The 14,038-nt window shown below is 74.3% G+C and carries 13 protein-coding genes; 8 read left to right on the top strand and 5 right to left on the bottom strand.

What is annotated here, in order from left to right; genetic code table 11:
• Positions 1–42 precede the first annotated feature (42 nt).
• The 3 genes from WMF43_RS20365 to WMF43_RS20355 all read right to left on the bottom strand — a co-directional run bounded on the left by WMF43_RS20365 (position 43) and on the right by WMF43_RS20355 (position 2,552).
• Positions 43–519, bottom strand: coding sequence for an SRPBCC family protein (locus WMF43_RS20365; RefSeq protein ID WP_437682489.1), 477 nt, complete (start codon positions 517–519; stop codon positions 43–45).
• Positions 520–661: 142 nt separating this feature from the next.
• Positions 662–1,627: a hypothetical protein gene (locus tag WMF43_RS20360; RefSeq protein ID WP_437682488.1), complete on the bottom strand. Its 966-nt coding sequence runs from the start codon at positions 1,625–1,627 to the stop codon at positions 662–664.
• A 49-nt stretch (positions 1,628–1,676) separates the two neighbouring features.
• A complete protein-coding gene (locus WMF43_RS20355) occupies positions 1,677–2,552 on the bottom strand; it encodes a hypothetical protein (protein ID WP_437682486.1) in 876 nt (291 codons plus the stop codon).
• Between the two features lie 485 nt (positions 2,553–3,037).
• On the opposite strand from WMF43_RS20355, the gene WMF43_RS20350 reads away from it, so the two are divergent.
• From WMF43_RS20350 to WMF43_RS20330, 5 genes are all read left to right on the top strand, one after another.
• The gene (locus WMF43_RS20350) at positions 3,038–3,361 is read left to right on the top strand and encodes a hypothetical protein (protein WP_437682484.1); all 324 of its coding nucleotides are present in this window, start codon (positions 3,038–3,040) and stop codon (positions 3,359–3,361) included.
• Positions 3,362–3,437: 76 nt separating this feature from the next.
• A complete protein-coding gene (gene bufB, locus WMF43_RS20345; RefSeq protein WP_437682482.1) occupies positions 3,438–4,304 on the top strand; it encodes an MNIO family bufferin maturase in 867 nt (288 codons plus the stop codon).
• On the top strand, positions 4,288–5,220 hold the full coding sequence (locus tag WMF43_RS20340) for an HvfC/BufC family peptide modification chaperone (protein WP_437682480.1): 933 nt from the start codon (positions 4,288–4,290) through the stop codon (positions 5,218–5,220). Before bufB ends, WMF43_RS20340 begins: the two co-directional genes overlap by 17 nt.
• Positions 5,217–5,648 carry a secondary thiamine-phosphate synthase enzyme YjbQ gene (locus tag WMF43_RS20335; protein ID WP_437682478.1) on the top strand — a complete coding sequence of 144 codons (432 nt, stop codon included), beginning with the start codon at positions 5,217–5,219 and terminating at the stop codon, positions 5,646–5,648. The genes WMF43_RS20340 and WMF43_RS20335 overlap by 4 nt, the downstream gene beginning before the upstream one ends.
• Before the next feature lie 135 nt (positions 5,649–5,783).
• Positions 5,784–6,539: a lysophospholipid acyltransferase family protein gene (locus tag WMF43_RS20330; protein WP_437682476.1), complete on the top strand. Its 756-nt coding sequence runs from the start codon at positions 5,784–5,786 to the stop codon at positions 6,537–6,539.
• Positions 6,540–6,549: 10 nt separating this feature from the next.
• On the opposite strand, the gene WMF43_RS20325 is transcribed toward WMF43_RS20330, so the two are convergent.
• Positions 6,550–7,398 carry an SGNH/GDSL hydrolase family protein gene (locus tag WMF43_RS20325; protein ID WP_437682474.1) on the bottom strand — a complete coding sequence of 283 codons (849 nt, stop codon included), beginning with the start codon at positions 7,396–7,398 and terminating at the stop codon, positions 6,550–6,552.
• A gap of 194 nt (positions 7,399–7,592) precedes the next feature.
• On the opposite strand from WMF43_RS20325, the gene WMF43_RS20320 reads away from it, so the two are divergent.
• Complete coding sequence (locus WMF43_RS20320) at positions 7,593–8,972, top strand: M50 family metallopeptidase (RefSeq protein ID WP_437682472.1); 1,380 nt, start codon at positions 7,593–7,595, stop codon at positions 8,970–8,972.
• Between the two features lie 18 nt (positions 8,973–8,990).
• Positions 8,991–9,431 carry a dUTP diphosphatase gene (gene dut, locus WMF43_RS20315; RefSeq protein ID WP_437682470.1) on the top strand — a complete coding sequence of 147 codons (441 nt, stop codon included), beginning with the start codon at positions 8,991–8,993 and terminating at the stop codon, positions 9,429–9,431.
• Here dut and WMF43_RS20310 read toward each other — a convergent pair.
• Positions 9,428–10,915 (bottom strand): serine/threonine protein kinase, encoded by a 1,488-nt coding sequence (locus WMF43_RS20310; protein WP_437682468.1) that lies wholly within the window; start codon positions 10,913–10,915, stop codon positions 9,428–9,430. The genes dut and WMF43_RS20310 overlap by 4 nt on opposite strands.
• A 302-nt stretch (positions 10,916–11,217) precedes the next feature.
• Between WMF43_RS20310 and WMF43_RS20305 the strand changes: the two genes are divergently transcribed.
• Positions 11,218–13,959, top strand: a complete 2,742-nt coding sequence (locus tag WMF43_RS20305; RefSeq protein ID WP_437682466.1) for a phosphoenolpyruvate carboxylase — start codon at positions 11,218–11,220, stop codon at positions 13,957–13,959.
• Positions 13,960–14,038: the final 79 nt, after the last annotated feature.

The following is a 14,038-nucleotide window of genomic DNA, read 5'->3' as shown; positions in this document are numbered from 1 at the left end:
GTGCTCCACCGGAGCCCAGCGCTCGACCGGCCGCGCCGCCCCTCACAGCGACCGGCGCCGCTTCTCGAAGTGCTCCTTGATCGTCACGACCTCCTTCGCCGTGAGGGCCGCGATCGCCGGGACGACCTCTGCCGGATCGGCGCCCGCCGCGACCCCGAACTCCCGCGGCCATTCCAGGAACGTCTTGCCCGGCTCGGTCGTGATGCGCCGGAGCCGGTAGGTCGCGATGTACCCCTCGACGCCGATGATCTGCCCGAGCATCTGGTACGTGAGCGAGTGCTCGGTCTCGGACCGTGCGACCACCTCCTCGAGCCCCCTCTCCCCGGAGGGGAGGAGAGTGAACTCGAACCGCGACGGGACCTTCTCCGCCGAACCGCCGTCCACATAGCGGTAGTCCTTGACGCTGTCGCCGAACACGACCGGCAGGAGCTTCACGATATCGCGGAGCTCTCTCCACACTTCCTCGATGGGAGCGTCGAGCACCGCCGAGTCATAGACAGAATACCGCGCCTGGATCATGGTCGTCCCTCCTCCTCGCAAGGCCGCGTGGTCGCGGCCCCCTCGTAACAAGCCGTCGATGGTATCCGAACGCCCGTCCCCGCGCGCGTCGCTCCCACGGCGCGTCGCTCTCACGGCGCGTCGCTCTCACGGCACGTCGCTCTCACGGGGTACGCAGATCTGCGCAGCAACGGACGCCGGTCGAGTAGTCGAAGTAGGTGAAGTCGTGCGAGGCGATGCTCGCCATGCAGCCCTGCTTCGTCGCGCGCGCATAGAACCCGCCGGCGAAGGTCCCCTCCGGATCGTCGACCCACTCGTCGAGGTTGCCCACCATGTCGCTCACGGCGTCATCCTCCCACACGCTCGCGCACGTCGCGGTCTCGCCCGTCCGCCGGAGGAGCGGCGCGCCGGCGACGCGCACCAGGTTGAGCCGCGGATCGCTGTGCCCGAGGCTCACGTCGCGGTGGAGCACGCCGGCCGGGTGGGCCTCGCGGTGCACGTTGCACCGCCCGTCCTCGTAGGTCGGGCCGTACGGGAACTGCTCGTCGCGCTCGCCGCGGCACGCCGTCCGCCACTCCTCGAGCGCGCAGAGCCGCTTGCCGGCGTTCCTGCACGCGAGCTCCGCCTGCGCGCCGCTCGTGTAGCCCTGCGGGAGCACGCCCCTCCGCGACACCGCGCGCGGCGCGAAGTCGCGCTCCTTCTGCCAGCCGGGCAAGAGCGGCAGCTCCATGCGCCGCGCCTCGGCGTCGCCCATCTGGAGCCGCAGCCTCGACCAGGCGCGCTCGACCGAGGAGGCCTCCCGCCGCGACGGCGGATAGAAGGCCGAGATCTCGAGGCCGGTGTCCTTGTCGAGCAGCACCGCCTCATAACGATCCACGCAGAAGCGACGGGCGACCCGCACCATCTCCGGCGGGCAACGCGGCTCCACGGGCGGCGCAGGCCCGATCGCCTCGGCCGGCGGCCATGGCGCCCGCGGCGCGCGCGGCGCCCCGATCATCGGCGGCGCCGCCTCCGCCGCGCCGGCGTCGCTCGCCCCCGCGCCCGTGTCGGCCGCGCTGGCGCCCGCGTCGACCGCGCCGCCCTCCCGCTCCGAGCGGCAGCCCGCGAGCGCCGCGGCCGCGAGCGCCATGCCCGCGAGCGCCGCACACCGGCGGTCGTCCCGAGGCGATGCGCGGCGGTCAGCGGATCGCGCCGGCATAGGGATCCGTGGACGACGGCTCGCGGCAGAAGAAGCGGCGGAGCACGAGGTAGTGGTGGATCGGCAAGAGCCGCGTCTCCTCCCGCATCGACAGCCCCATCCGGCTGATCTCCGCGCCCGGGAACGGCGTCTTCGGGTAGCAGCGGACGATGCCGGACAGCGCCTCGTACTCGTCGAGCAGCCCGAGCACGTGCCCCACCTCGTGCGCGAGCACGGGCAGCGACCAGCCAGCCCGGATCGCATAGAAGTACGGCGTCCTCCCGCAGGTCGGCGAGAGCGGGACCGCGAAGTCGACCCGCAGCGCCCGCGCGCGCGCCTCGCTCTCGAGCACGAAGTCGAAGTCGTACCGCACCGGCAGCGCGAACGCGCGCGCGTCGCGGTTCCAGTACCCCTCGACCTCGGCCGACCAGCGGGCGAGCAACGCCCGGATCGCCGCCGGCGTTGCCGCCGCCGAGAACTCCCCGGAGCCCGGGCAGGCGTCCGTCGATCCGGAGCGCGCGTACGGCGTCCCGCGGCACGTGAGCGCCCCCCCGAGCTGCGCGGCGAGCCCGCAGTCCGGCAGCTCGAGCCGGCCCGCGCCGGACGGCGGCTCCACCGCGACGCGCACCTCGACCTCCCAGGCGCCGCCGCGCCGCCGCACGAGGTAACGCATCGGGCCGAAGAACAGGCCGTAGTGCGGCATCGCCCCGGCGATGCGCCGCTCCCCCTCGGGCACCTCGCCGTGGAACACCCGGCGCGCCGACGGCACGCACAGGTAGGCGTCCTTCGCCACCGTGTCGGCCAGGATGTCGCGGAACGTCGCCTCGCGCCCTTCGAGGATCGCGCCGCTCATCGCCTCGAGCTCGGCGGCGACCACCTCGATCGGACGCTCGCCCCCCGGGGCCCCGGCGCCCTCCGCGCCGGCCGCCGCCCCGCATCCCGCCGCCCCCAGCGACAGCGCCGCGGCCAGCGGGAGCGCGGCCGGGAGCGCCGCAACGCGCCGGCGAACGAGGCCGCGCGAGGGCGGCCGCGGCGCGCCGCAGCGGCCGCTTTGTCTTGCCCCCGTCGCACAAAACGAGCTACGTCGTACGTGAAATGCTGCGGTGCGGACGGGCGTCCGAGCCCCGGGGGACACGTCGCCGGGCGCCGCGCGCGCGAGGGAGCTTCGCGTAGGCGTGGAGGTCAACGGCGCTCACTTACGGGGAGTTGCACCAGGAATCAACGCACCCGCGCGGACCGGTGAAACCGAGCGGCCGCGCGAGCGTAGAGCGCGGGGAGCACCGCGACCGGTCAGGACGACGAGCCCCGAGCAGCGCAGCAGATCGGCGGCGCAGCGGTGCAGCCAGCGCGCGCTCGAGCGCGATGGCAACGAACAAGGTGGAGGTTCAGATGGCGATGGACATGGGCAAGGCGTTGGCGTTGACGGCGGTTTCGGGCATGGTGGCGGGCCTCGCGGGCTGCGCCTCGTCGCCGCCGCCCGAGCCCGAGACGGGGGCTCCCCCGGCCGAGCCGGCGGCGGCGGCGGCGCCGGAGGCCGGCGAGAAGGCGTGTTGCGCCGGCAAGAACGAGTGCAAGGGCAAGGGCGGCTGTAAGACGGACACCCACGGCTGCGCCGGCCAGAACGAGTGCAAGGGCAAGGGCGGCTGCAAGCCGGCGGACTGCGGCGGGGGACACGACCACCACTGATCCGCGGCGGGGCGCGGCGCGCCGATCCGGGCGCGCCGGCGCCGGGCCCGGGCAGCCGCAGGAGCGGCGGTGACCCATGGCGAACCTCGACGCCCTCGACTCGATGCGGCTCGGGCTGCCCGACCTCGGCGTCGGCGTCGGGCTGCGCATCCCGCATTACCGCCACGTCTTCGAGCGCCGTCCTCGCGTCGACTGGTTCGAGATCATCAGCGAGAACTTCATGGTCGACGGCGGGATGCCGATCGCGAACCTGGAGCGGGCCCTCCAGAGCTACCGGCTCGTCCAGCACGGCGTCTCCCTCTCGATCGGCAGCACGGATCCGCTCGACTTCGACTACCTCCGCCGGCTGAAGGCGCTGCTCGCCCGGGTGGGCTCCCCCTGGGTGAGCGATCACCTGTGCTGGACCGGCGCCCACGGGGTCAACCTCCACGACCTGCTCCCCCTGCCCTACACGGAAGAGGCCGTGCGCCACGTCGCGGCGCGGGCGCGGGTGGTGCAGGACTTCCTCGGCGTCCGGCTCGCCCTGGAGAACGTGTCGAGCTACCTGACCTTCACCGCGAGCCGGATGACCGAGTGGGAGTTCCTCTCGGCGGTCGCCGAGGAGGCGGACTGCGGCATCCTGCTCGACGTCAACAACGTCTACGTCTCCTCGTACAACCACGGCTTCGATCCGGACGCCTACATCGACGGCGTGCCCCACCGCCGGATCGTGCAGTTTCACCTCGCCGGCCACACGCACCAGGGCAAGTACATCCTCGACACCCACAGCGATCGCGTGGACCCCGCGGTCTGGGCGCTGTACCGGCGCGCGCTGGGCCACACCGGCGACGTCTCCACGCTGATCGAGTGGGACGACGACCTGCCCCCGTTCGAGGACCTCGCCGCCGAGGCGGAGAAGGCGCGGGCGATCCGGGAGGAGGTGGCGCGTGCGCGCGCCGCATGACGACGACGTCCCGCGCCCGGCCGGGGTCGCCGCCCTGGCCGAAGTCGCGCCGCCGGCCGGGCTCGCCGCCCTGATGGGCGAGCTCACCCGCATGTTCACGCGCGGCGCGCCCCTCCCGGACGACGCCGAGCTCGCCGCGCGCTGCGGCGCGCTCGTGGCCGGCAGCGCGCGGCTCGCGCCCGCCGAGCAGGCCGACATCTACCGGCGGCAGTTCTGGGTGCGCCACACGGACGCCCTGCTCGAGGACCACCCCGGGCTCGCGCACGTCCTCGGCGAGGACGGCTTCGACGCCTTCGCCCGGGCCTACCTCGCCGCCCACCCGCCCGCGCGCTTCTCGCTGCGCGACCTCGGGGCGCACATCGCCGATTTTGCCAGTGTTTACAGCGGCTTCCCCCCTGCCCTCCGCGACCTCGCGCGCGACATGGCGCGCTACGAGCTCGCGCTCGTCGACGTCTTCGACGGGGCCGCGCCCCCGCCGCTCGATCCCGCGAAGGTGACGGGCATGCCGGACGAGGGCTGGACCACCGCCCGCCTCGTCCTCCATCCGCTGCTCGCGCTGATGGAGCTCCGCTACCCGGTGCACCTCCTGCGCAGCGAGCTCCGGCAGGGGAAGAAGCCCGCGCTGCCCGAGCCTCGCCCCGTCCACCTCGCCGTCTTCCGCGCCGCCGATCTCACGATCCGCTGCGAGGCGCTCGAGCCGCCGGCGTTCGCGCTGCTCCAGGCGCTCGGCCGGGGCGCGCCGCTCGCCGACGCGTGCGAGGAGGTGGCGGCCGGCGCGGCCGCGGGCGCGGACGAGGCCGCCCCCGCGGCGCTGGCCGCCCGCCTCGGGACCTGGTTCCAGCAGTGGACGAGCTGGGGCCTGATCGTCGACATCGCGCCGGGATCCCGCGCCGGGGACGCTAAGATGGCGCGGTGATCACCATCGTCCAGCGCACCCTCGAGGTCCGCACGAGCGGCCGCGGGTTCTTCGACATCACGCGCGAGGTCGCGCGCTTCGTGGCCGGCGCCGGCGTCGACGTCGGGACCTGCGCCCTCTTCCTCCAGCACACCTCGGCGAGCCTCGTCATCCAGGAGAACGCCGACCCGGCGGTCCTCCGCGATCTGGAGCGCTGGATGGCGCGCCTCGCCCCGGAAGGCCGCGACTACGAGCACGACGACGAGGGCCCCGACGACATGCCGGGCCACCTCCGGAGCGCCGTCACCCGATCGAGCGAGGTCATCCCCATCTCGGGCGGACGCCTCGCGCTCGGGACGTGGCAAGCCGTGTATGTCTGGGAACATCGTAGCTCTCCCCACATGCGGCGTGTGGTCGTCACCGTAACCGGCACCACAGCAGGGGGTTGAGTGGTATACTCGGCGCGTTCAGGTTCCAGATGAGCTCGACGCCCGTCGAGGGCATCTCAGCGGCCGCGCTCGGCAGCACCTGCGCGTGTACGCCGGGGCCTGGAGCCCCCCTTCACCTTCAGCGGAATCACAGCGATGAGCCTTCACACGACGTGCATGGGAATCTTCGACACCCTCCGGATCTGCTTCCCCACGGTCGTGGACGCGGTCCGGGGGCGCGTGACCCTGGAGCGCTGCGACGAGCGGCTCGACTGGTGGGCGCGCAAGGTCCTGGAGGACGCCGACGTCGACCTGATCGTGCGCGGGCGCGAGCACGCGGCGGGCACGCGGCCGTTCGTGGTGATGTCCAACCACCAGAGCCTGTTCGACATCCCCGTGGTGTTCCGCGCTATCCCCGGGCGGCTCCGGATGGTGGCGAAGACGGAGCTGTTCCGGCTGCCCGTCTTCGGCCAGGCGATGAAGGCGGCCGGGTTCATCCGGATCGACCGGAGCGATCGCGTCCAGGCCACGGCGAGCCTCCAGGTCGGCGCCGCCATGCTGCAGAACGGCACGCGGGTCTGGATCGCCCCGGAGGGCACCCGGAGCAAGACGGGCGCGCTCCTCCCGTTCAAGAGCGGCGGCTTCCGGATGGCGATCGAGACCAACACGCCCATCCTCCCGGTCGCGATCGACGGGACCCGCCACGTGCTGCGGGCCCGCGACGTCGTGGTGCAGCAGCACCACCGGGTGGTGGTGACGATCATGCCGCCGATCGACCCGGCGCCCTACGGCCAGGGCGGCCGCAACCGCCTGATGCGGGACGTCCGCGCGGCGATCGCGGGGGCCCTCGGCCACGACCCGTCCCTCGTGCACCGCTCCGCCGCCACCACGGTGGCCGCACCTCCTGCCTGACGACACTCCATCAAAGCGCGCCCTGGAGCGCGCTCTCCGCCGGCGGCGCCGGCGCCCGGGAGCGGTGCTCCTCGGGCGGCGCGGGGCGGAGCGACCAGGGGCTGCGCGGCGGCGCGGACGTGTCAGCGCCCTCCCCCGCGCCCGGCGGCAGGTGCTCGGCGGTGAGCCAGGTCCAGAAGGCGTCGGCCCAGCGCGCGCCGCCCACCTCGTTCGGGTGGATCTTGTCCTTCTTGCGGGGGAGCGGGCCGGGCACCAGCGCGTCGGAGTCGAAGAACCGGCACGGGGCCGAGTTCGTCCGGATCACGTCGATGATGCCGGTGTCCTTCCGCCAGAGCGGCGGGGAGACCCACACGCACGGGCGGCCGCCGATCGCCTTGACGATGCGCCGGACCGCGCCGGCGTGGGCCGGCGGGTTCACGTTCTCGACCTCGTTCGCGCCGAGGCTGATGATCACGAGGTCCGGCTGGTAGTTCGCGACCAAAAGCTCCATCCGGGAGGCCCACGTCACCGTGTACGAGCTGGTCTCCGCCTTCACCGCGTAGCGCACGCGCAGCGCCTCCAGCCGCGGGCGGAGCGCCTGCGCGAAGCCCGCGAGCGCGAACGAGTCGCCGACGTGGAGCACCGCCGTGTTCGGCGGCACGCTGAACGGCGGCGGCTCGGCAGGCGGCGGCTCGGCGGGCGGCGCGGCGGCCGGCGGCGCGGCGGGCCCGGTCGCCTCCAGCGGGCGGGCGGCGGCCGGCGGCTCGACCGCGGGCAGGCGCGCCGCGTCCGGCTCGGGCGGCGGTGCGGCGCCGCACGCGATGCCCGCCGCGGAGATCCCGGCGAGCGCCCACCTCGTACCCCGAATGTCCCTGCCCATGATCCGCTCCAAAGACCGCGCCCGGCGCGCGCGCCACGCGTGTCGCCGTCCACGCACGCCGCGGGCGCGCCGTCGTCCACGCGGCCACGCGTCCGCGCGTCCACATGCCGCGCGGCGCGGCGGCGCACTCTAGGGCAGGCCGAGTCCGCACGGCAATCATTGAGCAGAGGGCCCTCAGGGCTTATTACATGCGCATGAGCTTCCGTCTGTTCGGGGTCCCGGTCGACGTCCAGCTCGGGTTCTGGCTCTCCGCTGCCCTGCTCGGGCTGGGGAGGCTGGTCTCGGAGCAGTACCAGCGGTTCCTCGTGTGGATCATCGTGGTCTTCCTGGCGGTGCTGATGCACGAGTTCGGCCACGCCCTGGCCATCAAGCGGCACCGGATCGAGCCGGAGATCACGCTGCACTTCATGGGCGGGACCACGACCTGGCGGTCGCTCATGCCCCTCGGGCGGCTCCAGCACGTGATCATCAGCCTGGCCGGCCCGTTCGCCGGCTTCTTCGTCGCCGGGATCCTCTACCTCCTGCTCTCCTACGTCCCGGCGCTCCACGCGCTCCCGCCCATGCTGATCTACGGGATGGATACGCTCATCAGGGTCAACGTGATCTGGGGCGTGCTCAACCTGATCCCCGTGCTGCCGTTCGACGGCGGGCACGTCCTGGAGCACGCGCTCGGCCCGAAGCGGGGGCGGCTCACGGCGGCGATCTCGGGCGTGGCGGCCGTGATCCTCGCGATCGTCTTCCTGCAGATGGGGTTCATCTTCTTCACGCTCATCCTCATGATGTCGGCCTTCCAGAGCCTGCAGCGGTTCCGCAGCGAGCCGGGGGCGTCGTCGCCCGCCATGAACCGCCGGCGCGCCGCGCTGCACGAGGAGCCGCTGCCGCCGGAGACGGCGCTGCTGCTCCAGCGGGCGCGGCGGGCGGTGGAGGACGAGCGGGCGGACGAGGCGCAGGCCATCGCCGGCGAGGTGCTCGCGTCGTCGCCAGCGCCGCCGAAGCGCGCGCTGCGGGAGGCGCACGAGCTCATCGGCTGGGCGCGGCTGCTCCTCGGCGACACGAAGGGGGCGGTGGACGCGGTCGCGCAGGCGCGCAAGCAGGGCGAGCCGGACCCGGCGCTGGTCGGCGCGGTGCACCTCGCGCTCGGCGAGCTCAAGCAGGCGCGCAAGGCGCTCGAGGCGGCGCGGGAGGCCGGGGACGACCGGAAGGAGGTCGCCGGCCCGCTGATCCGGGTGCTCGTCGATCAGGGCGAGGTGGCGCGCGCGGCGGCGGTCGCGCTCGACATCGTGGACCAGCTCTCGGAGGACGACGCGCGCAGGATGGCGGAGATCGCGTTCGAGCGCGGCGCGTTCGACTGGTCGGCGCGGCTCTACGAGGCGATCTTCCGCCGCATCGGCCAGGGCGAGGATGCCTACGACGCCGCGCGCGCGACCGCCAGGGACGGGAACCTGGAGCGGGCGCTGGAACTGCTCCGGGACGCGGTGGAGGCCGGCTTCACGGACCGGGCGCGGGCCTGGTCGGACTCGGCGTTCGAGGCGCTCCGGGGCGGGCCGCTCGAGACGGTGCTGCCGCGGCCGTGACGGGGTAGTCTCCGGCGCGTGCCGATCCAGGTCTCTTTCCTTCGTGTAGGTCCGGTCGAGGTCCCGCCGCCCGCTTACCAGTCCGAGGGGGCCGTGGGGCTCGACCTCCGCGCGGCGATCGACGCCGAGGTGACGATCGGGCCGGGGGAGCGGAAGCTCGTGCCCACGGGGTACGCGGTCGCGCTGCCCGACGGGTACGAGGGGCAGGTGCGGCCGCGGTCGGGGCTCGCGCTCCACCACGGGGTCACGGTGCTCAACGCGCCGGGGACGATCGATCCGGACTACCGCGGCGAGCTCAAGGTCCTGCTGATCAACCACGGCGCGGCGCCGTTCACCGTGCGCCGCGGCGACCGCATCGCGCAGCTCGTCCTCTGCCCGGTCGCGATCGCCGAGGTGGTCCTGGTCTCCTCGCTCGCGCCGACCGCGCGGGGGGCGGGCGGCTACGGGTCGACCGGCTAGCGGTCCCAGGAGAACAGGCGGAAGACCGCGATCGCGATCCCCAGGACGACGAGGCCCACCGCCACATGGAGGAGGCGGAGCGGGCCGATCCCGAGGCGCTCGCCGTCGAAGAGCAGCGACGCGGCCCCCAGGTCGAGGATCGTGATGAGCACGCCGGCGCCCGCGAGCCGCACCGGCAGGGCGAACATCGCCATGAGGTCCCTCGGGCTCGGGGGCGCAGGCGCGCGGTCGGCCATCGGGGGCGGCATCCGGACGGGCGCGTAGGGCGGCCTCGCGCCGAGCGCGGGGGCCGGAGGAGACCAGTCGAGCGCGAGCGGCACCACCGGCTCGGTCGGCCGGCTGTACGGCGGGAGCGGGCCGCGGCGCTCCGGCAGCTCGATCTCCTGCGTCGCCATCTCGGCGGGCGGTGGGCGCGACACCCTCGGCGCGGGGGCCGACACGTCCAGCGCCCGCGTCGCCCGGGGCGCCATCGAGGGAGCGCGCGCCCCGGGGGGCGCGTGGCTCCGGCCGGGCAGCGCGATCGGCGGCGCGCTCCGCGGCAGGCCGAGCGCCTGCTCCAGCTCGTCCCAGAACACCCCGACGTCGCGGTAACGCTCGCGCGGATCGACCGCGAGCGCGCGGCGGAAGACGCCCTCCACCACGTCGGGGACGAGGACGCCCTCGCTCCGCGGGGTCGGGCGGCGCTTCTCGTCGAGCACCGTGCCCATCATCGCGACGTGATCGCCGGCGATGATCTCGCGGCCGGCGAGCGCCTCGACCACGGTGACCGCGAGGCCCCAGACGTCGGTCCAGGGGCCCGTCTTGCCGAAGCGCTTCGGCGCCCACTGCTCGGGCGCCCCGTACGCGGGCGTGAACGCCATCGAGAGGCCGCCCGACGTGGTCGCGGTCTGGCCGGCCGTGATCGCCGCGGCGTCGCGCGCGCGGGCGATGCCGAAGTCGAGGATCTTGACGACCTCCGCGCCGTGGATCTCCGCGAGGAAGATGTTCGCCGGCTTGAGATCGCGGTGCACCACGCACGTGGGGCCGCCCGGGCCGGGGAAGCGGTGCGCCGCCTCGAGCGCCCGCGCCACCGGGGCGAGCAGCCGGATCGCCTCGCCCGGCGCGAGCGGCGGCTGCCGCGCCGCCGCGCGCGCGGCGATGTGGCTCGCGAGCGTGTCGCCGTCGAGCCACTCCAGCGCGATGAACGGCACGAACACGCCCGACGCGGTCGAGATCACGTCGTGGTGCAGCGGCCTGACGACCGCCGGGATGGCCGCCGAGAGGCGGAAGAGCAGCTCCGCCTCCTCGCGGAACTTGTCAAGGAACTGCGCGCGCAGCTCCTCGGGCATCGCCGCCGGCACCTTGAGGCACTTCAGCGCGACCGGCGCACGGAAGGCCTCGTGGTACGCCCGGTACACCACGCCGAACCCGCCTTCGGCGACGACCCGCTCCACCTTGAACGCCCCCTGGGTCGTGCCGACGATCCCGAAGACATCCGCGGCCATCCGCCGGAGGGTACACGAGCTCGATGGATCTCCGGAAGGTGCCGGGAGCCGCCCCTGGGGCCCAGGAGCCCCAGGGCCCCCCTGGTGTCCGCGAGCCCCACGGGGCCCGGATGGCCCGGACAAGGCGCTCGGGAAGCGGAGAAGGCGCCGTGGATCGGGGGCCGCCCACCCGCACCCACCACGGAAGCGCGCCCAGGCCGACCCGGACAGGGGGGCGGGCCGGACCCGCCCTCGCCGGTATCCGTCCGCCCGGACCACACTCGATTGTCCGTTTCGCGCCGCGTCGCGCTAGGCTCGGCGCCATGCCGCCGCGTAGCCGCGAGGTCGATCGACCTCTCCGCAAAGAAGTTCGTCTGCTAGGTCGCCTGCTCGGTGAGGTGTTGATCGAGCAGGAGGGTGAAGAGCTCTTCGCGCTCGAGGAGCGCATCCGCACGCTCGCCATCCGGCGCCGTCGCGGCCCGAGCGACGGGCGCGCGCACGCCGCCGCGGAGCTCAGCAAGCTGCTCGCGAGCCTGCCGCACGATCGCATCGAGCCCGTCATCCGCGCGTTCACCGTCTACTTCCGGCTCGTCAACATCGCCGAGCAGCACCACCGCATCCGCCGCGCGCGCGCGTACGCCGCGGACCCCGGGGCGCGCCCGCAGCGCGGCTCGCTCGAGGCCGCGATGCGCGCGCTCAAGGAAGCCGGCGTGCCCGCGGAGCGCGTGCGCTCGGCGCTGCGCTCGCTCGACGTGACGCTCACGCTCACCGCGCACCCGACCGAGGCCGCGCGGCGCACCGTGCTCGAGAAGCTCTACCGCATCTCCAGGCACCTCGAGGAGCGCGACCGCTGCCACCTCACGCCGGTCGAGTCGGCGAGCCGGCTCGCCGAGATCCGCGAGGAGATCACCGCGCTCTGGCAGACGGACGAGGTGCGCCGCGATCGCCCCACCGTGGGCGACGAGGTGAAGAACGTCGCCTGGTACATCGAGGAGATCCTCTGGGACCTGATCCCCGCGCTCCCCGCCGCGTTCGGGCGCGCGTTCGAGGCCGCGTACGGCGAGCCGCTCGACGTCGAGTTCACGCCGCTCCGCATCCACTCCTGGGTCGGCGCCGACATGGACGGCAACCCGCGCGTCGTGCCCGCCGTGCTCGAGGACGCGCTGTTCGCCTACCGCATCCGGGGCCTGCGCCGGCTCGTCCGCGCGGCGCGCGAGCTCGGCGGCGCGCTCTCGCAGTCGGTGCGCCACGTGACGCCGCCGCCGTGGTTCATCGCCTCGGTCGAGGAGGACGCCGCCGCGATGCCGGAGATGGCCGCGCTCTTCGGCCCGCGCACCGAGGGCGAGCCGTGGCGCCGCAAGCTGCGCTTCATCGAGGCGCGCCTGCTCGCCACGCTCGACCACGCCGAGCACCTCCGCGCCGTCGCCCGCGAGCGCTCCGGGCAAGGGCCTGCGTTCGAGGGGCGCGCGTTCGTGCGCGCCGAGGAGCCGACGTTCGCGATCCCCTACCGCGAGCCGTCGGAGCTCGAGCGCGACCTCGCGCTCGTCGCCGACAGCCTCCGCGACGCGGGCTGCGCGCGCTCGGGCGAGCGGCGCGCGCGGGCGCTGCTCTCGCAGGTCCGCGCGATCGGGTTCGCGCTCGCGGAGCTCGAGATGCGCGCGCCCGCGGAGGACGCGCGCGCCGCGGCGGCCGAGCTCGCGGCGGGCCGCGTCGAGCCGGCGCAGATGGGGGCGGAGGCGCGCCGCGTGTTCGAGGCGCTCCAGCGCATCGCCGAGGCGCAGCGCGAGGGCGGCGAGTCGGCCTGCCGCACGCTGATCCTGTCGATGACCCAGAGCGAGAACGACATCCTCGCCGCGCTCGCGAGCGCGAAGGCGGCGGGCCTGTGGGACGAGGCGCGCTCGTGCGCGCGCATCGACGTGGTCCCGCTGTTCGAGTCGCTCGGCGCCCTCAACGACAGCGCGCGGATCCTGCGCGCGCTGCTCGCGCACCCCGAGTACCGGCCGCACGTGCTCGCCCGCGGCGTGCAGGAGGTGATGATCGGCTACAGCGACTCCGGCAAGGAGGTCGGCCTGCTCGCGGCGGCCGCGGCGCTCCGGCGCGTGCAGGAGACGCTGCCGAAGATCGCCGCCGAGGCGGAGCTGCCGCTCCGGGTGTTCCACGGCCGCGGCGAGTCGGTGGCGCGCGGCGGCGGCCCGGCGCACCAGGCGCTGCTCGCCCTGCCGGCCGGCAGCGTCGGCGGCCGGTACAAGGCGACCGAGCAGGGCGAGGCGCTCGACCACAAGTACGCCCGCCCCGAGCTCGCGATGCGCACGCTCGAGATCATGCTGAGCGGCGTCCTCTTGCACACGCTCGGCGCGCAGCCGCGGCCCCCGAGCGCGGACGAGCTCCGCTACGCCGCGGCGTTCGACGAGCTCGCGGAGACGGGGCGCCGCGTCTACCGCGGGCTCGTGTGGGAGGAGCCGAAGTTCGTCGAGTTCTTCACGGCGGTGACGCCGATCGACGAGATCGCGCGCCTGCCGCTCGGCTCGCGCCCGAGCAAGCGCCGCGCGGGCGGCCTGGAGTCGCTGCGCGCGATCCCGTGGGTCTTCGCGTGGACCCAGAACCGCGCCATCCTGCCGGGCTGGTACGGCGTCGGCAGCAGCCTGGAGGCGATGGGCCAGCGCCCCGAGGGCGCGGAGCTGCTCAAGGAGATGATCGCGAACTGGCCGTTCTTCCGGACGGTGCTCGACAACGTGGAGATGGTGCTCGCGAAGACCGACATGACGATCTTCGCGGGCTACGCCGAGCTCGCGCCGGCCGCCGCGCGGAAGGCGGTCGCGCCGCGGATCATCGCGGAGTACCGGCGGACGCGGACGTGGCTCAAGCGGCTCACCGGCAACCGGCGGCTGCTCGACGGCAATCCGACGCTCCAGCGGTCCATCTCGCTGCGCAATCCTTACGTCGACCCGCTTTCATTTCTGCAAATCGAGCTCCTCAGGGCGAGCCGCGGCGGCGACAACGGGCGCGATCGGCCACTCCTGCTCACGTTGAACGGCATTGCCGCCGGGATGCGGAACACGGGGTGAGCGGCCTGGCGCGGCGCGGCGCGCTGCGCGCCGCGCCGCGGGGGTCGCGCAACGCCGGGCGTCGTGGCGCGATCACAAC

This window comes from Sorangium sp. So ce131 (genome assembly GCF_051519095.1).
Taxonomy (GTDB): domain Bacteria; phylum Myxococcota_A; class Polyangia; order Polyangiales; family Polyangiaceae; genus Sorangium.
The sequence above is the reverse complement of the archived record's forward strand: the minus strand, read 5'-3'. Positions and strand labels throughout refer to the sequence as shown.

Bases quoted from the DNA above. Each gene is read 5' to 3' on its own strand.
- WMF43_RS20305 (WP_437682466.1), top strand. From the start codon at position 11,218: ATGCCGCCGCGTAGCCGCGAGGTCGATCGACCTCTCCGCAAAGAAGTT.
- WMF43_RS20330 (WP_437682476.1), top strand. From the start codon at position 5,784: ATGAGCCTTCACACGACGTGCATGGGAATCTTCGACACCCTCCGGATC.
- WMF43_RS20365 (WP_437682489.1), bottom strand. From the start codon at position 519: ATGATCCAGGCGCGGTATTCTGTCTATGACTCGGCGGTGCTCGACGCT.
- WMF43_RS20310 (WP_437682468.1), bottom strand. From the start codon at position 10,915: ATGGCCGCGGATGTCTTCGGGATCGTCGGCACGACCCAGGGGGCGTTC.
- WMF43_RS20360 (WP_437682488.1), bottom strand. From the start codon at position 1,627: ATGGCGCTCGCGGCCGCGGCGCTCGCGGGCTGCCGCTCGGAGCGGGAG.
- WMF43_RS20320 (WP_437682472.1), top strand. From the start codon at position 7,593: ATGAGCTTCCGTCTGTTCGGGGTCCCGGTCGACGTCCAGCTCGGGTTC.
- WMF43_RS20325 (WP_437682474.1), bottom strand. From the start codon at position 7,398: ATGGGCAGGGACATTCGGGGTACGAGGTGGGCGCTCGCCGGGATCTCC.
- WMF43_RS20350 (WP_437682484.1), top strand. From the start codon at position 3,038: ATGGCAACGAACAAGGTGGAGGTTCAGATGGCGATGGACATGGGCAAG.
- bufB (WP_437682482.1), top strand. From the start codon at position 3,438: ATGGCGAACCTCGACGCCCTCGACTCGATGCGGCTCGGGCTGCCCGAC.